The 18,724-nt window shown below is 73.1% G+C and carries 15 protein-coding genes; 5 read left to right on the top strand and 10 right to left on the bottom strand.

Annotation, left to right across the window (positions count from 1 at the left end; all coding sequences use genetic code 11):
• Genes UQW22_RS02430 through UQW22_RS02420 form a run of 3 tightly spaced genes read right to left on the bottom strand, consistent with a single transcriptional unit; the run spans window position 1 to window position 2,980 of the window.
• Window positions 1–987 (bottom strand): ArsA family ATPase, encoded by a 987-nt coding sequence (locus UQW22_RS02430; protein WP_407319259.1) that lies wholly within the window; start codon window positions 985–987, stop codon window positions 1–3.
• Entirely contained in the window at window positions 978–1,244 is a 267-nt protein-coding gene (locus tag UQW22_RS02425; RefSeq protein WP_407319258.1) for a cory-CC-star protein, read from the bottom strand. Before UQW22_RS02425 ends, UQW22_RS02430 begins: the two co-directional genes overlap by 10 nt.
• Entirely contained in the window at window positions 1,244–2,980 is a 1,737-nt protein-coding gene (locus tag UQW22_RS02420; RefSeq protein WP_407319257.1) for a carbon starvation protein A, read from the bottom strand. Before UQW22_RS02420 ends, UQW22_RS02425 begins: the two co-directional genes overlap by 1 nt.
• Before the next feature lie 214 nt (window positions 2,981–3,194).
• Here UQW22_RS02420 and UQW22_RS02415 point away from each other — a divergent pair, with 214 nt between their 5' ends.
• Complete coding sequence (locus tag UQW22_RS02415; protein ID WP_407319256.1) at window positions 3,195–5,498, top strand: sodium-translocating pyrophosphatase; 2,304 nt, start codon at window positions 3,195–3,197, stop codon at window positions 5,496–5,498.
• 22 nt (window positions 5,499–5,520) lie between these two features.
• On the opposite strand, the gene UQW22_RS02410 is transcribed toward UQW22_RS02415, so the two are convergent.
• The 4 genes from UQW22_RS02410 to UQW22_RS02395 are packed head-to-tail and all read right to left on the bottom strand — an operon-like array spanning window position 5,521 to window position 10,947.
• Entirely contained in the window at window positions 5,521–6,408 is an 888-nt protein-coding gene (locus tag UQW22_RS02410) for an energy-coupling factor transporter transmembrane component T family protein (protein ID WP_407319255.1), read from the bottom strand.
• Window positions 6,405–8,201 (bottom strand): ABC transporter ATP-binding protein, encoded by a 1,797-nt coding sequence (locus UQW22_RS02405; RefSeq protein ID WP_407319254.1) that lies wholly within the window; start codon window positions 8,199–8,201, stop codon window positions 6,405–6,407. Before UQW22_RS02405 ends, UQW22_RS02410 begins: the two co-directional genes overlap by 4 nt.
• Window positions 8,201–9,178 (bottom strand): cell division protein FtsQ, encoded by a 978-nt coding sequence (locus tag UQW22_RS02400; RefSeq protein ID WP_407319253.1) that lies wholly within the window; start codon window positions 9,176–9,178, stop codon window positions 8,201–8,203. The genes UQW22_RS02405 and UQW22_RS02400 overlap by 1 nt, the downstream gene beginning before the upstream one ends.
• Window positions 9,179–9,237: 59 nt before the next feature.
• Window positions 9,238–10,947, bottom strand: a complete 1,710-nt coding sequence (locus UQW22_RS02395) for an HAD family hydrolase (RefSeq protein ID WP_407319252.1) — start codon at window positions 10,945–10,947, stop codon at window positions 9,238–9,240.
• Window positions 10,948–11,103: 156 nt separating this feature from the next.
• Between UQW22_RS02395 and UQW22_RS02390 the strand changes: the two genes are divergently transcribed.
• The gene (locus tag UQW22_RS02390; protein ID WP_407319251.1) at window positions 11,104–12,084 is read left to right on the top strand and encodes a LacI family DNA-binding transcriptional regulator; all 981 of its coding nucleotides are present in this window, start codon (window positions 11,104–11,106) and stop codon (window positions 12,082–12,084) included.
• A 93-nt stretch (window positions 12,085–12,177) separates the two neighbouring features.
• Here UQW22_RS02390 and UQW22_RS02385 read toward each other — a convergent pair whose 3' ends face one another.
• Entirely contained in the window at window positions 12,178–13,806 is a 1,629-nt protein-coding gene (locus UQW22_RS02385) for an endo-1,4-beta-xylanase (protein ID WP_407319250.1), read from the bottom strand.
• Between the two features lie 195 nt (window positions 13,807–14,001).
• A complete protein-coding gene (locus tag UQW22_RS02380; protein ID WP_407319249.1) occupies window positions 14,002–14,523 on the bottom strand; it encodes a DinB family protein in 522 nt (173 codons plus the stop codon).
• Between the two features lie 115 nt (window positions 14,524–14,638).
• Here UQW22_RS02380 and UQW22_RS02375 point away from each other — a divergent pair, with 115 nt between their 5' ends.
• The 3 genes from UQW22_RS02375 (at window position 14,639) to UQW22_RS02365 (ending at window position 17,895) form a co-directional block, all read left to right on the top strand.
• Window positions 14,639–15,709, top strand: coding sequence for a hypothetical protein (locus UQW22_RS02375; RefSeq protein WP_407319248.1), 1,071 nt, complete (start codon window positions 14,639–14,641; stop codon window positions 15,707–15,709).
• A gap of 93 nt (window positions 15,710–15,802) precedes the next feature.
• Window positions 15,803–16,330 (top strand): hypothetical protein, encoded by a 528-nt coding sequence (locus tag UQW22_RS02370; protein ID WP_407319247.1) that lies wholly within the window; start codon window positions 15,803–15,805, stop codon window positions 16,328–16,330.
• Entirely contained in the window at window positions 16,327–17,895 is a 1,569-nt protein-coding gene (locus UQW22_RS02365) for a methyltransferase (RefSeq protein WP_407319246.1), read from the top strand. Before UQW22_RS02370 ends, UQW22_RS02365 begins: the two co-directional genes overlap by 4 nt.
• 14 nt (window positions 17,896–17,909) lie before the next feature.
• Here UQW22_RS02365 and UQW22_RS02360 read toward each other — a convergent pair whose 3' ends face one another.
• A complete protein-coding gene (locus UQW22_RS02360) occupies window positions 17,910–18,671 on the bottom strand; it encodes an alpha/beta hydrolase family protein (protein WP_407319245.1) in 762 nt (253 codons plus the stop codon).
• Window positions 18,672–18,724: the final 53 nt, after the last annotated feature.

The raw sequence follows: 18,724 nt of genomic DNA, 5'->3' as shown, positions 1-18,724 counted from the left end.
TCACGCCAGCCAGGTCGCCAGGTGGTCCAGGGCGTCCGCCCCGACGGGTTCGGCCGCGAGCAGCGGCACCTCGCGGGTGGGGACGTCGGGCAGCCCGGCCCGCAGCGTGGCGAGGTGCGCCGACTCCGCCGCGTGCCGTGCCGCCAGCAGGTCCCCGGCGTCCGCGGGCGAACGCTTGTTGACCACGAGTCCGCCCACGTCCACCCCGAGCGTGCGCAGCTGGTCGGCCAGCTCGACCGTCTCCAGCACGGGCAGCCGCTCCGCGGCGAGCACGATGACGAACGAGCAGGCCTCGTGGTCGGTGAGCACGTCGCGCAGGCGCGCGAACCGCTCGCGACGGCGGGTCAGCACCGCGCGGATCTCGGCGTCCCGGCGCGCGGTGGCCTCGCCGCGGCCGCCGAGCATCTGGGCGGCCGCGCCCAGGCGGTCCGACCGGTCACGACGGCGCAGCAGCCCGTCCGTCCAGGCGCCCATCGTCTCGGGCAGGGACAGCAGCCGGGCGGTGTGCCCGGACGGCGCGGTGTCGAGCACCACCAGGTCGTAGTCGGCGGTGCCCGTCGCGACCAGGTCGGCCACCCGCTCCATGATCGCCGCCTCGTGCATGCCGGGGGCGTCCCGCGCGAGGTCGAGGTGCCGGTCGACCTCGCCGCCGAGATGCTCGGGCACGAGCCGGCGCAGCGTGGCGCGGACCGCGGCCAGGTGCGCCGCCGTCGTGCGCTCGGGGTCGACCTCGACACCGTCGAGGTGGCCGCCGCCCTCGAGCCCGCCGGCACCGTCGGCGAGCCGGACGACGTCGTCCCCCACGGGGCGCTGCCACAGGTGGCCCAGGTTGTGGGCGGGGTCGGTGGAGACCACCAGCACCCGTCGCCCGGCCCGAGCCTGGGCGAGCGCCACCGCGGAGGCGATCGACGTCTTGCCGACGCCGCCCTTGCCGCCCAGGAAGAGCACACGGCGTCGGGCTGCCAGGCCCTGGAGGTCTAGCAGCACGACACGTGCTCCAGCGGCGAGCGGTCGAGGCCCATGCGGGTGTGCCACTCGTGGACACGGTCGGCCACCAGCGGCAGCATCTCGACGGTGTAGTAGGACGCCGGGTTCGGCACCCCGAGCGCCTCGGCGAGCACGACGAGGGTGAACAGGTCGTCCTCGTCCCGCCGGGCGCGGGCCATCGTGCGCCGGTAGGGCGCCTCGTAGAGCTCGCGCAGCCCGGCCGACAGGGAGGCCAGGGCGCTCGGGGTGCGGGCCATCAGCGCTCCGTCGAGGAGCCCGTGGTGCGGTCCGCGCCGGGGGCCGCGGAGCCGGTGGGCAGCGGCTCGTCGGCCTCCGGGTCGAACGCGCCCTTGCGGGCCGCGTTCATCGCGACGGTGGCCTCGACGGCGACCCACGCGGAGGCCACGAGGATCACCAGGTCGAGGGCCAGCAGGAACCAGTTCTGGTCGGCGTAGAAGGTGCCGAGCTGCACGACGAGCGCGTAGACGCTCATCACCAGCACGAAGACCAGCGGGACGAGCACGACGACGGGGTTGCGCCGGCGTCGCAGCAGCATCACCGCGACGATCGACAGCGTGAGCGACGCCAGGAGCTGGTTCGTGGTGCCGAACAGCGGCCAGATGAGCAGCCCGCCCGCGCCGTCGCCGCCCGCGCTGAACGTCAGGCCCACCGCGACGACGAGCACGACGATCGTGGCGATCCCCTTGCGGACGGTGAAGCCCATGATCTCGCCGGCCTCCTGCACGACGAACCGTTGCAGGCGCACCCCGGTGTCCATGGTGGTGGCGGCGAACAGCACCGCCATGGTGGCGAGGATGGTGGCGGACAGGGACGCGGGGATGCCCAGCCCGTCGTTGACGATGGTGGCGCCGCCCGTGATGAACGCGGAGACCCCGCCCTCGTTGAAGGCCGAGTACACGGCCTCCCAGTCGGCGAGCGTGCGGAAGCCGGCCGTCGCGGCGATGATCGCGCCGAGGGCGAGCATGCCCTCGCCGACCGCACCGAAGTAGCCGACGAACCGCGCGTCGGTCTCCTTGTCGAGCTGCTTCGCGGAGGTGCCGGAGGCGACCATGCCGTGGAACCCGGAGATGGCACCGCACGCGATCGTGACGAACAGCAGGGGCACCATGCTGGGCGTGCCCTCGGGCACGTCCTGGTTGACGGCGGGAGCGACGACGGCGGGGCTGGCCAGGAGCACGGACACGTACAAGATGCCCAGTCCGATGAAGAGCTGGACGCCGTTGATGTAGTCGCGGGGCTGCAGCAGCACCCAGACCGGCAGCAGCGAGGCGATGCCCGCGTACGCGAACAGGGCGACGATCCAGAACGTCGCGGGGGACATCCCCAGGATCGGGTCCGGCAGCACGACGGGGAACTGGTCGCCGACCACGATGAGCGCGTACAGGGCGACCACGCCGATGACCGTGGTGACCAGCAGGTTGATCTTCCAGCGGTAGATCATCTGCCCGATGACCAGCGCCACGAGGATGGCGCCCCACACCGGGACGACGGCGGACGGGGTGGAGATGAGCAGGTTCTTGATGACGGTGGCGAACGCCGCGATGACCATGAGCAGCAGCAGGAAGATCACGACGAGGAACAGCGCCCGGCCGCGCGCGCCGATGTACCGGCCGGACAGCATGCCCATCGAGCGGCCCTTGTTGCGCACGGACGCCCACAGCGCGCCGAGGTCGTGCATCCCGGCGAAGAACACCGTGCCGAGCGTGACCCAGAGGAAGGCGGGCAGCCAGCCCCAGATGACGGCGACGGCCGGTCCGACGATCGGCGCGGCCCCGGCCACGGAGGTGAAGTGGTGGCCCCACAGCACGAACTTGTTCGTCGGGACGTAGTCCACGCCGTCGCGCATCTCGTGGGACGGCGTGCTGAAGCTCTCGTCGAGCTTGTAGATGCGGGTGGCCAGGAACTTCGAGTAGAGGAAGTACCCGGCGAGGACCATCGCCAGGCCCACCACCATCAGCACCAAGGAGTTCACGGTGTGCTCCGATCCAGTCGTCGTTGACCTTGTGGCGGGGAGTCTACGACCCGCCGCGGATGCCCAGGGCACCTGTCGGTTCGTGACAGCCGTCACACATGAGTAGACTCACGCGCATCCCGCCGTCAACGGCGACGGCGGGGTCTCAGCAGACGCTCCGCCCAGGTCCACGGCGACCCGGGACACGGTGCGCGGCACACGTCGAGGAGGACGGATGCTCACACTCGGGTCCGACAGCATCACCATCGTGGCGGTCATCGCCGTCATCGCCCTGGCCGCGCTGGTCTGCGCCGGCACGTTGCGCCGGCAGGTGCTCGCCGCCGACGAGGGAACCGACAAGATGCAGGACATCGCGCAGGCGGTGCAGGAGGGCGCGTCGGCGTACCTCAGCCGGCAGTTCCGCACCCTCGCGCTGTTCGCGATCGTCGTCTTCGCGCTGCTCTTCCTGCTGCCGGGGGACGGCGGGGTCCGCATCGGGAGGTCGATCGCGTTCCTCGTCGGCGCCGGGTTCTCCGCCGCGATCGGCTACCTCGGCATGTGGCTGGCCGTGCGCGCCAACGTCCGTGTCGCGGCAGCGGCGACCCGGCCCGACGGGCGACGGGTCGGTGCCCGCATCGCGTTCCGCACCGGCGGCGTCGTCGGCATGTCGGTCGTGGGACTCGGCCTGCTCGGTGCGGCGGGCGTGGTCCTCGTCTACCGCGGCGACGCCCCCGTCGTCCTGGAAGGGTTCGGGTTCGGGGCCGCGCTGCTGGCGATGTTCATGCGCGTCGGCGGCGGGATCTTCACCAAGGCCGCCGACGTCGGCGCCGACCTGGTCGGCAAGGTCGAGCAGGGCATCCCCGAGGACGACCCCCGCAACGCCGCCACCATCGCCGACAACGTGGGCGACAACGTCGGCGACTGCGCCGGCATGGCCGCCGACCTCTTCGAGTCCTACGCCGTCACCCTCGTGGCGGCACTCATCCTCGGCAAGGCCGTCATGGGCGAGCAGGGCCTCGTGTTCCCGCTCGTCGTGACCGCCGTCGGGGCGTTCGTCGCGCTGCTCGGGGTGATCATCACCCGCACCCGCGAGAATGAGTCCGGCCTGACGGCGATCAACCGGGGCTTCTACGTGTCCGCCGTCGTCGGCGCCCTCCTCGCCGCCGTCGCCGCCTTCGTGTACCTGCCCAGCTCCTTCGCGGGGATGGGCGGGACCGCCGACCTCGGCGGCGTGACGTCCGACCCGCGGGTGGTCGCCTCCCTGGCCGTGCTCATCGGCATCGTGCTGGCCGGCATCATCCTGTGGATCACCGGCTACTTCACCGGCACCGACTCCAAGCCGACCAAGCACGTCGCGGCGACCTCGCGCACCGGGGCCGCCACCGTGGTGCTGTCCGGCATCGGTGTGGGCTTCGAGTCCGCCGTCTACACCGCCGGGGTGATCGCCGCCGCCATCTGCGGGGTGTTCCTCCTCGCCGGTGGGTCGATCTGGCTGTCGCTGTTCCTCGTGGCGCTCGCGGGCTGCGGTCTGCTCACGACGGTCGGCGTCATCGTCGCCATGGACACGTTCGGGCCGGTGAGCGACAACGCGCAGGGCATCTACGAGATGTCTCGTGACGTCGACGGCGGCGAGGAGGGCGAGGCCGCGCAGATCCTCACCGACCTCGACGCCGTCGGCAACACCACCAAGGCCATCACCAAGGGCATCGCCATCGCGACGGCGGTGCTGGCGGCGACGGCGCTGTTCGGCTCGTACGCCGACGCGGTGGAGACGGCGGTCGCGGAGGTCGCCACGGTCGGCAGCGGCATGGTCGGGGCGATGCTCAGCTACGAGATCATCTCCCCGATCACGCTGGTCGGGGTGATCCTCGGCGCCGCGACCGTGTTCCTGTTCTCCGGGCTGGCGATCGACGCCGTCACGCGCGCCGCGGGTGCCATCGTGTACGAGGTGCGTCGCCAGTTCCGCGAGCACCCGGGGATCATGACGTACGACGAGCGGCCCGAGTACGGCAAGGTCGTGGACATCTGCACCAAGGACTCGCTGCGCGAGCTCGCCACCCCCGGGCTCCTCGCGGCGTTCGCCCCGATCGCGGTGGGCTTCGGGCTCGGCGTCGGTCCGCTGGCCGGGTTCCTCGCCGGGACCATCGGCGCCGGCGTGCTCATGGCGATCTTCCTCGCGAACTCCGGCGGCGCCTGGGACAATGCGAAGAAGATCGTCGAGGACGGCGCGCACGGTGGCAAGGGCTCCGAGGCGCACGAGGCCACGATCATCGGTGACACGGTGGGCGACCCCTTCAAGGACACGGCCGGCCCGGCGATCAACCCGCTGATCAAGGTGATGAACCTGGTCTCGCTCCTCATCGCGCCCGCCGTGGTCATGCTCTCGGTGCCCGCGGACGCCAACCACGTGCTGCGGATCGCCATCGCCGTGGTGGCTGCCGGGATCGCCCTGGGGGCCGTCGCGATGTCCCGCCTGCGCGCCGCGCGCGTCGACCGGGAGTCGGAGGAGGAGAACGAGCCCGCCATCGTCAACCGCTGACCGCTCGAACAGGCAGCCCACCTCACAGGAGGACGAGCGTCGCCACCACGGTCGCGACGGTCACCAGCAGCAGGGCGGCGTCGGCCCAGGTGAACCGTAGGTGTGCCAACCGGAGCCGACGGCCGGGGTCGTCCGTGCCCGTGGGTGAGAAGCCGCGGGTCTCGAGGGCCTCGACAGTCGTCCGGGTGCGCTGGGCGGTGTTGAGGATGAGCGGGTAGAACGCCTGGACGGCGATCCTGCCGATCCGCGCGGCCGTCTGCCATCCCAGGAAGCCGTGACCGCGAGGCGGCGCCCCGCGCAGCCGGTGCCCGTCGACGATCGTCTGGAACTCGTCGATGAGCAGCGGCACCATCCGGTAGCCGTAGCTGACGCCGAAGCCCAGCACGGCGGGTGCGCGCAGGGCCTGCAGCCCGTCGGACAGCTTCTCCGGGTCGAGGGACACGAAGGCTGCCATGGACGCCAGGGAGATCGCGCCGAGCTTGAGGGAGATCTGCACGAGCCCGTCGATCGCGGCAGCGTTCCCACCGAGCACGAAGACCAGCACCAGCACGTAGGCGGCCTGGCCGAGGATGCCGAGCGTGAACAGCCCCAGCAGGAGCGGCCCGATCCGCGCGGCCAGCGCGCACGCGAGCGCCAGCACGAAGAACACGGCCAGCGCGGGCGTGGAGTAGGTCAGCCAGGGCGCCAGGGCGCACACGAGGTACCAGCCCAGGACGGCGCGGGGATCGCGCCGGGCGAGGAACCCGCCCCGGGTGGCGTACGCGACGCGCATGAGCTCGAGCTTGACCCACTCGACCGTCACCCGGTCGAACCCGGAGCGCGTGGACGTCCTGCGGTCCGGGCGCCCGGCCTCGTGGGGTCGGCCGGTACCGGCCGACGGGGCCGGGGCGTCGGTGGCGACGGCGGTCATGCGAGCTCCTCGGTGGGTCGGGCGGAAGCCTGGCGCACCAGGTCGTCCACCGTCAGCGGCAGCTCCGGCAGCGCCAGAGCGGCGCCCACCTGGGTCACCTGCGGCGGGACGAGCCGGGCCTGGTCGAGCACGTCGGGGGACGAGAACAGCGTCCGCGGGTCGGTGTCGGCGATGACGCGACCGTGGTCGAGCACGACCACACGGTTCGCCCACTCCGCGACCAGGTGCATGTCGTGCGTGGCCACGACGGTGCAGCGGATGTGGTCGCTGAGGGCATCGAGCATCCCGACGACGTCGTCGCGCGAGCTGAGGTCGAGGCTGGACGTCGGCTCGTCGAGCAGCAGCAGCCGGGGACGCATCGCCAGGCCGATCGCGAGGGTGGCCCGCCGCTGCTGGCCCCCGGAGAGCAGACGGCCGTCCCGGTCCGCGAACCGGGTCAGGTCCACGCGGTCGAGCACCTGCTCGACGAGCGCGTCGGCGTCGGGCAGGCGGCGTCCCTGCGGGTGCATCGCGACGTCGGCCCGGACGGAGTCCTGCAGGAACATCTCCTCGGGGCGCTGCACCAGGTAGCAGACGGTGTCGGCGAGCGCGGCAGCGGAGACCGACCGGGTGTCGCGGCCGTCGACGTCGACCGTCCCGGCCCGGGGGACCGCCAGGCCGGACAGCACGGACAGCAGGGTCGACTTGCCGGCACCGTTCGAGCCGACGAGCGCCACCCGGTCGCCGTCGTGCAGGTCGAGGTCGAGGCCCTGGAGCACCGTGTGCCGGTCGCCGGAGACCGTGCGGTAGCCGTGCTCGACGCCCGCCATCCGCGCGACGAGCGGGCCACGGCGCTCGCGGGCGGACGCCACCGTGCCCGACGGCGGTGGCCCGGACCGCGCGGCGGCTCCTGGCACGGGTCGCACGACGGGGCGCAGCAGGTTCACGCACTCGTCGACGGTGATCGGCACCGGCCGTTCACCGCGGGCGACCTCCGGCACCAGGGCACGCCCCAGCGCGACCACCTGGGGGTCGGGGACGTGCGCGTCGGCGAGGTCGTCGCGGCGTGCGAGGGCCTCGCGCACCGGCAGGTGCCAGCGCACGCGTCCGTCCGCCATGAGCACGACGCTGCGCGCGTAACGGGCGATGAGCTCGGCGTGGTGCTCGATAACCACCACCGTGATCCCCTGCTCCTGGTTGAGCCGGGTCAGGTGGTCGTAGACGACGGCCGCCCGCCGGGGGTCGACCTCCGCGGCCGGCTCGTCCACGACGAGGACGGAGGGTGCCAGGGCCATGGCCCCCGCCAGCGCCGTCAGGTGCTGCTGCCCGCCGGAGAGCTGCCAGGTGTGGGTCCCCGCCACGTCTCCGAGCCCGAGGTCGGCGATCGCGCGCTCGGTCCGGTCCGCCCAGTCCTCGTGCCCGAAGTTCAGCGGGCCGAAGGACACGTCGTCGCGGACCGTGGGCCGCACGAGCTGGTTGCCGAAGTCCTGGAAGACGTACCCGACGTCGTGCGCGATCTCTCCCACGCCGCGCCGTGCGGTGCTGCGTCCCTGCACCCGGACCCGCCCGGTGATGTCACCGTTCCAGAAGTGGGGGATCAGACCGTTGAAGGTCTTGCACAGGGTGGTCTTGCCGGAGCCGTTGCCGCCGACCACGGCGACGAAGTCACCGGGTTCGACCGTCAGGTCGACGTCGTGCAGCGAGTCCTGCGCGGCGCCGGGGTAGCGGAAGGTGAGCCCGCGCACCTCGATCGCCGGGACGTCGGTCCGCCGGTCGGTAGGTGGGGTGGTCGCCACCGTGGTCGGCGCGGTCATCAGAAGCTCGCCTCGTCGTCCTCGGCGGACGTGCTCGCCGGGGTGCCGGCCGCACGTGCCCGGCGGGACCGGAGGACGGCGACGACGACGAAGACCCCGAAGCCGACGGTGAGGGCGACGGCGCCGGCCACCCACATCCAGGCCTCGCCGAACCGGTCGACGAAGTCCGGCTCGAACGCGCCGAGCGTGGACAGCCCGTCCTCCCGGCCGACGAACTCCTCCCAGGTGGCGAACAGGGCGATCGCGCCGGCGGCGAGCACGGCCAGGACGGCGATCGGCCAGAACCGCATCCCGGCGGGGCCGGTCAGCCGGGGCGGGTGCTCCGGGTCGCGGGGACGCAGCCCCATGATGGGCTCGATCTTCCCGTAGAGGCGCGGCGTCAGCCACAGGGCGGGCAGCGCGCCGAACAGGATGCCGGAGAACACGACGGTCACCACGATGTCGAGCCCCTCGGCGAGGAGGAACGCCCCCAGCAGACCGTCGGCCTCCTCGAGCGCCTCGGGGTCGATGCCGATGACGACCTTGAGGATGTCGACGATGCCGCCGCTGACCTTGTCGACCAGCACCATGACGATCGGTGCGAGGGCGACCTGCACCCGGTTGAGCGGGTTGCGCACGAGGCAGCCGGCGACGTAGATGGCCAGGGCGGTCTGGAGGAAGCCCTCGATCTCGCTGAGCCCGCCGAAGTCGCCGAGCAGCATGTCGGAGAAGACCAGCTCACCGAGCGGGGCGCCGAGCGCCACCCACAGCGGCGAGAGAAGGGCGGCGAGCACCACGGCGATGAACGCGAAGTAGGAGACGCCGAGCTCGAGAGGCCCGACCTGGACCTCGGGCACGACGTTGGCGACGATGTCGCCCACGCCGTACAGCGTCATGGACAGGACCAGGATCATGAGCTTCTGGGGGCCGGAGAGCTGCTCGGACCGCGGCAGGGTGCCGCGGACCTTGTCGACCGTGGCGGCGACGTTGCTGGGCATGGGTGCCTTCCTCGAAGGTTCGTCTCGGGTCTTCCGGGGCGACCGGCGGGTGCCGGCGATCAGGGGGTGGTTGCCGGGCCGTGTGCCCACGTGCGCAGCAGCCCGGCGACGGCGGTCATGTCGGGGAGGAGATGGTCGGGTCGGAGGGCGTCGTCGGCGTCGAGCGCGTCGAGCGCCGCGTCAGGCGTGGCGCCACCCCTGACCACGACGACGGTCCCGACGCCGGCAGCGCGGGCGGCGGCGACGTCGCGGTGCGGCTTGTCGCCGACGAACACGGCGCGGGCGCCGTCGGCGTCGAGCGCGGTCAGCGCGGTGCGGACGGTGGTGGGGTCGGGCTTGCGCAGCCCGAGCTCGTCGGAGTACACGTGCGCGCCGATGAGGTCGTCGAGGCCGTGCTCGACCAGCTCCTCGCGCACCGCCCGCCCGCACACCGTGTTCGACACGACCGCGACGGGGACGCCGGCGTCGCCGGCCGCGGTCAGCAGCTCGTGCACGCCCGGCCGCACCGTGGGGGTGGACTTGGTCCGGGCGTAGTCGACCATGAGGGCGTGCGCCTCGGCGCGCAGCCAGTGCCGCACCCCCGGTCCGTGGCGGTCGAGCAGGGGCCCGACGAGCTGGACCCAGAACGTCGGCGCGTCGATCTCCGGGACCGTGGTGCCGCCGTCGTGGTCGTTCTTCCAGGCCCGGTGCGCCGCGCGGGCCCGGTCGAGCACGTCGACGGCCTCGTCGGTGGCCGTCGGGTAACCCGCCGCGCTCAGGCCCGCCGCGAGGCGGGCCGCGAACCCGCGCCGGACCGCGTCGTCGGGCCGCGAGACCGCGATGACGCCGCCGTGGTCGAGCAGCAGCGCGCTCACCTGGCTGCCGCCCGAGCTGTCAGACTCTCGTGGCCGGATACCGCCACGAGAGTCTGACAACTCGGGGGAGGTGAGGGCGGGGGCGGCGTCACGCAGCAGGGTCACCAGTCCGGTGGGGTCCTCCAGGACGAGGTCGGGGCGTTCCGTGACCGGGAACGGCGGCCGGTCGGTGTGGTGGTCGCGGGTCAGGACCAGCCCGGCGACGGCGGCGCGGCGTCCGGCGACGACGTCGCGGTCGAGCGTGTCGCCGACGTACCAGCAGCGTTCCGGCGTCGTGCCCAGGCCGCGGGCGGCGAGCTCGATCATCCCGGGGTGGGGCTTGCGGATGCCGACCTCGTCGGAGTACACCTGCACGGCGAACGAACCGCCGAGGCCCTGCTCGGCGAGGATGGCGCGGTGCGCGCGGCCCGAGTGGGCGTTCGACACGATCCCGACCGGGATGCCGAGGTCCCGGGCGGAGCGCAACAGCTGACGCACGCCGGGGCGGACCGTGTGGTCGGTCAGGGTGCGGGTCATCGTCTCCTGGAGCTGCCCGGCCGACCCGGCGAGCACCTCACGCTCCGCCGCGGTGAGCGGCGAGCCGTAGAACTCCCGCCAGATCGTGCGATGGTCCAGCTCTTCGGGCGCGAGGCGGCGGGAGGCGGCGTTCTTCCAGTCCTTGAGCGCCTTCTTGCCGCCGCGCAGCACCGGCAGCAGCTCGGCGGGCGTGCGGTGGTGCCCGGCCCGGCCGAGGACCGCCGCGACGTGCTCGGCCATCGCCTCGGGGCCGCCCGGCCGCTTGCTCGTCGTGAGGACGACACCGCCGAAGTCGAGCAGCAGAGCGGCTGGGCGGGTGCGCAGCGCCGCGGGCACCGCCGGGTCGGTGTCCGGTGCGGTCTCGGGGCGGGGAGCGTCGGGGCTGGGGGCGATCGTCACGACGGCGACGCTAGGGACGGGCGGCGACTCCCCGGCGTCCGTCCGGTGGCGCGCCGGTGAACGACGCCGGAACATCTGGAACGTTCCAGTCGCCTCGTGTCCGCCGCTCCGCGCGCCCGTTTCGCGTCGCCGCCGTCGCGTGGGCAGGATGAGCGCGTGCCCGCCGCCTCTGCCCGTCCCCGGCCCACCCTGCTCGACGTCGCCGCCGCGGCCGGAGTGTCGAAGTCGCTCGTCTCGCTGGCCCTGCGCGGGGACGCCGGCGTCTCCGCACGCACCCGCGAGCGCATCCTCGTCGTCGCCGACCAGGTCGGCTACCGTCCGTCGCTGACCGCCCGCACCCTCAAGCAGGGAAGGTCCATGCTGCTCGGCGCGGTCATCTCCAGCCTCGACAACCCGTACCACACCGAGATCGTGGCCTCCGTGGAGGCCGCCGCCGAGGACTCCGGCCTCTCGGTGCTGCTCGCCCACGGCTCGCGAGACCGAGGGCGCCTCGCCGACCGGGTCCACCAGCTGTTGGACCTCGGCGTCGACGGGATCGTCGTCGTCTCGTCCTGGGTCCCCGAGGAGGTGCTCGCCGCGGCGGCGCGGCGTGCGCCGGTGGTCATGGTCGGGCGCACGGCCGCCCCCGTGGCCGGCATCGACTCGGTCAACAACGACGACGAGCACGGTGCGGCGCTCGTCGTCGACCACCTGGTCGCCCGCGGGCACCGGTCGATCACGCACGTCACCTCGTCGACCCGCCCCGCCGGGATCGCCCGTCGCCGCGGCTACGAGACGGCCATGCGCGCCGCCGGCCTGGCCGAGGAGGTGCGGGTCGTCGCCCCCGGGCCGACGGCGCTCGACGCCCTGGTGCACGACGCCACCACCGCGGTCTTCGCGCGCAACGACGTCGAGGCGGTCGACGTGCTCGACCATGCGCTCGACGCCGGGCTGCGCGTCCCCGCCGAGCTCGCCGTCGTCGGCTACGACGACACGGTGCTCGCGCGACGCGCACGACCCGCGCTGACCACCGTGCAGCAGCAGCGAGACCTCATGGGTGCGCGAGCCGTGGCGCTCCTGCGCGAGCGGCTCGACGGCCGGGCCGACGACGTCCACGAGGTCCTGGTGCCGCGGCTCGTGGTGCGGTCCTCGAGCTGACGACGGATCCCCGCCTCCGGGGCACCGCGGGGGGCGGGGAACCCGGAGACGGGGATCGTCGGTTCCGCGCGGTCGGTCGACCGCGGGAAGCCGTCAGGCCGTCGTGCAGGTCGCCGTCGGCAGCGCCGTCGACCCGTTCGAGTAGAGCGTGATCCCGAACGTGTCGCCGTTGCCGTTCGGCGTGGCGGTGAGCGTGCCCGTGGTGCCCGCGACGGACGCGTTCCACGAGTTCTGCAGGCTCTGCGATCCGTCGAGCGCGATCGCGACCTGCCAGTCCGAGCTGCCGGACACGGCGAGGTCCACGTTGAACCGGTCGCCCCACTCGTCGGCCTTGGTCACCGTCACGGCGCAGTCGCCGGTCGGGTCGCCACCGGAGCCCGACGAGCAGGTGGCCGTCGGGGCCGTGGTGTTGCCGTTGGAGTACAGCGTGATCCCGAAGCTGTCGCCGTTGCCGTTGGGTGTGGCGGTCAGGGTGCCGCTGGTGCCGGACACGTCGGCGTTCCACGAGCTCTGGACGCTCTGCCCGCTGCCGGTGCTGATGGTCACGACCCAGTCGTCGGCGCCGTTGACGTCGAAGGTGGTGTTGAAGCGGTCGCCCCAGGAGTCGGTCTTCGTCACCGTGACCGAGCAGGTGCCGTCGCCACCGGGATCGGTGGGTCCGCCGCCGTCGTCGCCGCCGTCGTCGTTGCCGTCACCGCTGTTGAGCTGGTCGAGCACGTAGTTGTAGGCGGCCTTCTTGTTGCCGTTGCCGTCGAACAGCAGCGGCGTGCCGGAGGCGCGCCACGAGTCGGTGTCCCGCACGCCCCAGACGGTGATGCCCTGGCAGCGGGAGACGGCCAGGCAGGCCTGGACCACGCCGCGGTACTGCTCGGCCTGCGAGGTGCCGGAACCCTCGATGTCGAGCTCGGTGATCTGCACGTCCACGCCCAGGTCGGCGAAGTTCTGCAGCGTCTCGTGGTAGTTGCTCGGCACCGGGTTGCCCGAGTTGAAGTGGGCCTGGAACCCGACACAGTCGATCGGCACGCCGCGGGCCTTGAAGTCCGCGACCATGTTGTAGACGCCCTGCGTCTTGGCGTGGTCCCAGTTGTCGGTGTTGTAGTCGTTGTAGCAGAGCTGGGCGTTCGGGTCCGCGGCGCGGGCGGCGCGGAAGGCCGCCTCGATCCAGTCGTTGCCGGTGCGCTGCAGGTTGGAGTCGCGGCGGGCGCCGGACGAGCCGTCGGCGAACGCCTCGTTGACCACGTCCCAGGAGTGGATCTTGCCGCGGTAGTGGGTGGCGACCTCGGTGACGTGGTTGAGCATCGCCTGGCGGAGCTGCTGCCCCTCCATGTTCTGCATCCAGCCCGGCTGCTGCGAGTGCCAGGCCAGCGTGTGACCGCGCACCTGCTTGCCGTTGCTGATCGCCCAGTCCACCATCTGGTCGGCGGTGCCGAAGCTGAACTGGCCCTGCTGCGGCTCGAGGGCGTCGAGCTTCATCTCGTTCTCGGCCGTGATCATGTCGAACTCACGGTTCGCGATGGTCGTGTACTGCTGGTCGTTCATCCGGCTCGCCGCGATCGCCGTGCCGAAGTACCGGCCGGACTCGTCGGCCGCCTCGTGCAGGGTGGAGCCGTCGGCCTGGGCCGATCCGACGCCGACGCCGGCGGTGATCACCAGCGCGGCGAGGGTGGAGAGCGCGGCGGTGCGCCGCCTCGTCGTGCTTCTCGAGAGTGGTGCTCGGGTCATCGTTGATCCTGCCTCCCTGGACGGACCCACGCTGGCCCGCCCTGTCGAAAAGGATTTCGAGACTCGACCGTAGTGGCCATGGTCGAAGTTCGCAATCGTTTTCGAGAACTCTGGCCGAGAAAGCTCCTCGTCCGGTTGCCTCGGACGTACCGCCTGATCACGGCCGAGGAGCTCCCTCGTCAGGGCGCCTCCGGCTCAGAGGCCGGTGCGCCCGTCGATGCACTCGCGCAGCAGGTCGGCGTGGCCCATGTGGCGGGCGTACTCCTCGACCATGTGGATGATGACGTCGCGCACCTCGACGGTGCCGCCGTCGAACGGGACCTCCCGGTCCAGCTCCTCGTGGACCATCTGCTCGTCGGCGGCCTCCACGGCGTCGTGCCACGCCTGCCAGGCCTCGTCGGCACACTCCTCGGTGGGGTAGACCTCGTCGAAGTCCACGTCCACGGCGCGCGCCCGCTCGAAGGGTCCGGGGGCGACGGTGCCCTGGAGCACTCGCGTGAACCAGTGGTGCTCCGCGTTCGCGAGGTGGCGCACGAGACCGATCAACGACAGGTTCGACGGGGGCACGCTGCGACGCGAGAGCTGCTCGGCGTCCAGGCCCTCGCACTTCATGACGAGCGTCATCCGGTACCGGCACAGGTACTCCCAGAGGGTCTCCTTCTCACCGACCGGGTCGGCACCGGTCGTGCGCGGATCCAGCTCGGGTGCGACCCACATGCCTGTCATCGTTGCGCTCACTCGCATAATCTGGCGGTCGGCGGGTACCTGGGTCAAGGTCACGAAGGCAACGATCTGGACACCTTCGGCGTGTCATTGGGTAGCCTTCGCGATCATGAGGCGGACCACAGCGAGGGACGAGGCGCTGCCGCCCGACGTCGGAAGCCCTGTTCCTGCACCTCAGGGTGGTTTCCCGTTCGGTCCGGTGGGCGGTGCGGGCCCTGGAGGGACCCCGCCGTGGGGCGGTCCGTCGCAGGCATCGGCAGGCTCGGCCGGGTCCGCCGCCGACCCGGACCCGTTCCCGGACGCCCCGTTCCCGCCCGGCGCGGCCGCAGCCGCTCCGGCCCCGGCCGCCCTGCCGTGGGCGAGCACCGACGTGCCCACCGACGTCCCCCCGCTCGACGACGTCCTCGACGGCTCGGCCGACGTCGCCGGGACGTTCCGCGACGTGGGCCAGAACGTGGGCAGGTCGACGAAGAAGACGAAGAGGAAGCACGGCCGGAAGGACCGTGCCGCCCGGGTGTCGGAGGGCGGTACCGCCAGCGGCGGAGCGGCCCGCGACGACACCGTCCACGGCGATCCCACCGGCGAGGGCGGCGCACCGGACCGGGCGAGTCGTCGTCGCGCTGCCCGGACCGGGGGTGGTGGCGCGCGCAGCCTGACCGTGCGCGCCCGGACCGTGGCCGCCGTCCTGCCCCGGCGCCGGGCCACCGGGCTGTTCGCCCGTGGCGTCACCCTGTGGGCCGCGGGCGGGCTCGCGCTCGCCGTGGGCATCGGCGTCGGCGCCGGAGCCGACTACCTCGGGAGCGACGCGGAGGCGAGCACCGACGCCGCGACCGCGACGGTCACCGAGGTCACGCCCGAGGTGTGCGCGGCGGCCCAGGTCGCGTGGTCCCGGGCAGCCTCCGCGCAGGTCCGGATGGACGTCGAGTCGCCGCGCTCGTTGCGGACGGGGTTCGTCGGTGCGCGGGACGCGCTCAGCATGGTCGACCCGCCCGGCGCCGTCATCACGGACTGGGCCACCGTGCTCACCTATGTCACCGCCGCGGCCGACGCCACCCAGGACGTGGAGGACGACGAGGTGGAGGCCGCCGTGGCCGATGCGCTCGCCGCGCACGACACCGAGGAGATGACGGCCGCGTCGCAACGGATCACGGACTACCTGGCGGCCGACTGCACGTCCTGACTCGTCCGCTCTCGCCCGATCTGCCCCGTGAGACGTCTCACGGGCCGGTCCCTCGATTTCCCGACCACCCCGGACCTGAGCCACCATGGTGGGATGCTGCCGCTCCGTCCGCGTACCCGCCGCACCGCCTCCGCCGCCGCGGTGGCGCTCGCCGTCGCGGCGTCCGTCGGCGCCTGCGGTTCCTCAGGCGGTTCCACGCAGGCCGCCCCGGAGCCGGCCCCGGCGATCTCCGTCGACGCCGACCTCTCCATGAGCGACGGCGAGGGCGGCGACGAGCCCCCGGCGCTGACCGAGGAGTGCCTCGAGCTCCAAGAGGTGTGGGCGGAGACCAACCGTGCGCTCGCCGGCATCGACCAGGAGCACCCCCGCCTGCTGGTCGCGGGCTTCCGGGAGGCGCACCGGTCCATCACCTCCGTCGAGGACGCGGCCGACGTCCCGGGTTGGGACGGCATGACCGCCTACCTCGACAAGGCGGTCGGAGCCTTCGAGGACGTCGACACCGACGACGACCAGGCGGTCGCCTCGGCCGCGACGCTGGCGATCACGGACGTCGACACGGCGCGGGCCACCACGGCCCACGAGTCGGTCACCGCCTACCTCGACGAGGGCTGCCGCGGGTGACGTCGGTACCGCCCCCGGCCGGGGAGCCGGCGGCGGTCGCCGCCCTCCGCCCGGCGCTGGAGGCCTCCTTCACCGTCGACGCCGTGGAGGACCTGCTGGGCGACGTGGCCTCGGCGGCCCTGCAGCGGGGACAGCTGCTGCCCGCGCGCCGCGTCGTGGCCGGCAGCACCGACCCGCGTGCCGCGCTCACCGCGCTGTTCCTCCTCGGTGACGAGGTGCCGCGGTCCGAGCTCGACGCCGCGCTGCCCGGTCTCGGGGCCGACGGCGCCGCCCGCCTCGGGCTCGTCCGTGCGGCGGGCCAGCAGGCCGGCGACCCGGTGCGCGCCGTCGTCGACCTGCAGCCGTACGCCGCGACGGACGCCACCGGGCCGGTCGCCTGGTGGTTGGCCAGCGATCTGAGCGAGGTCGTGACGGGCCGTCGGCTGGCCGCCGACCACGTGCTCGGTACCGGCGGGGCGTCGACGACGCTGGCACAGGTCACCGTCCGGCCCGAGGTGGGTCGGGTGCTCGACCTCGGGACGGGGTGCGGCATCCAGGCTCTCCACGCGGCCCGGCACGCCGGGGCCGTGGTCGGCACGGACATCTCGCGCCGCGCGCTCGCCTTCGCGCGGTTCAACGCCGCCCTGAACATGCCCGACGCGGACCTGACGCTGCGGCACGGGTCGATGCTGGAACCGGTCGCCGGTGAGCGCTTCGACCTCGTGGTGTCCAACCCGCCGTTCGTCATCACGCCGCGCACAGGTGCACCGGGGGCGGCCGTGGCGGAGGCGCTCGGCGCGTTCGAGTACCGCGACGGCGGCCGGTCCGGCGACGACCTCGTGCGGGACCTCGTCACCGGCGTCGGCGCGGTGCTCGCGCCCGGCGGCGTCGCACAGATGCTCGTCAACTGGGAGCACCGCCGCGGCGAGCCGTGGACCGACCGTGTCGGCGCGTGGCTGGACGAGTCCGGCCTGGAGGCCTGGGTCGTCGAGCGCGAGCTGCTCGATCCGGCCGAGTACGCCGAGACCTGGATCCGCGACGGCGGCACGTCCTCCGAGCGGGAGCCGGACGCGTGGACGGCGGCCTACGGGGCCTGGGTGGACGACTTCGCCGCCCGCGACGTCGAGGCCGTCGGCTTCGGCCTCGTCACGCTGCGCCGTCCGGCGGACGGCGGGCGCGCCACCCTGCGGCGGATGGAAGAGCACCACGGGGTGCTGCGCCAGCCGCTCGGCGGGCACCTCGCGGCCTCCCTGGCCGCCCACGACTGGCTGGAGGCGCACGACGACGAGGCGCTGGCGGCCACGCGGCTCGTCGTGGCGGCCGACGTCACCGAGGAGCGCTACCTGACCCCCGGCGCCGCCCACCCGAACGTCGTGGTCGTGCGGCAGGGCGACGGGTTCGGCCGGGGAGTGCAGGCCTCGACGGGTCTGGCGGCCTTCGTCGGCGTCTGCGACGGCGAGCTCTCGGTGGGGCAGACCGTCGGGGCGCTGGCCGCCCTGCTGGAGGTGCCGTCGTCGGACCTCGCGGCCGAGCTGCTGCCCGCCGTCCGCGGCCTGGTCCGCGACGGCTTCCTCGCGCCCGCCTGACCCTTGCCTGACCCTCAGTCCTGCTCGAGGTACGGATCCGCCCAGGCACTGATGATGCGGGCCGCGCGCCGCGCCTGGCCGGACCTCGTCAGCAGGTGGTCCGACCCCTCCAGGGACACGAAGCTGCGCGGGTGGCGCGCTGCCCGGAAGATCTCGCTCGCGTTGTCGATGCCCACGGTGTTGTCCGTGGGGGAGTGCATCACGAGCAGGGGCAGGCCCAGCGCGGGGATGCGGTGCGCGAGGTCCGCCTCCCGCACGTCCTCGACCATCCCGCGCTTGAGGTTGAGGCGCTTGCCCCCGACCTGCCACACCGCGTGACCCTCCTCCAGCACCTGGTCGACCAGGCCGTCGTAGTGGTGCTCGGCATGGCTGGGGTCGAACGGCGCGCACACCGTCGCGACGGCGCGGGCGGCAGGGATCTCGGGCGCCGCGGCGATCGCGGCGGCGCCGCCCCAGGAGTGCCCGGCCACGATCTCCACCGGGGTGCCGCGTGCCGCCATGAGCTCGGCGGCGAGCACCGTGTCGGCCACCTTGACGGTGAACGAGCCGTCGCCCCAGTCGCCGTCCGAGTCGCCGAGGCCGAGGTTGTCGTAGCGCAGCATGCCGACGCCCTCCGCGGCGAGCTGCTTGCAGATGCGGGCCGCGGCAGGGGAGTCCTTGCCGAGGGTGAACCCGTGGACGAACAGCCCCCAGCCCCGCACCTCGCCCTCCGGCTCGTCGATGATCCCGGCCAGGGTCGGTCCCGTGCTGGACGCGAACGTCACGTGCTCCGTCATCGTTCTCCTTCACTCGGTGCTGGTCGTGTCGTGGGACGGTCCGTGTCCGGGGG

The sequence above is a fragment of the Isoptericola halotolerans genome (genome assembly GCF_045689585.1).
In the GTDB taxonomy this organism is placed as follows: Bacteria; Actinomycetota; Actinomycetes; order Actinomycetales; family Cellulomonadaceae; genus Isoptericola; species Isoptericola halotolerans_B.
Note: the sequence above shows the minus strand (reverse complement) of the source record. Positions and strands in the feature narration are given on the sequence as shown.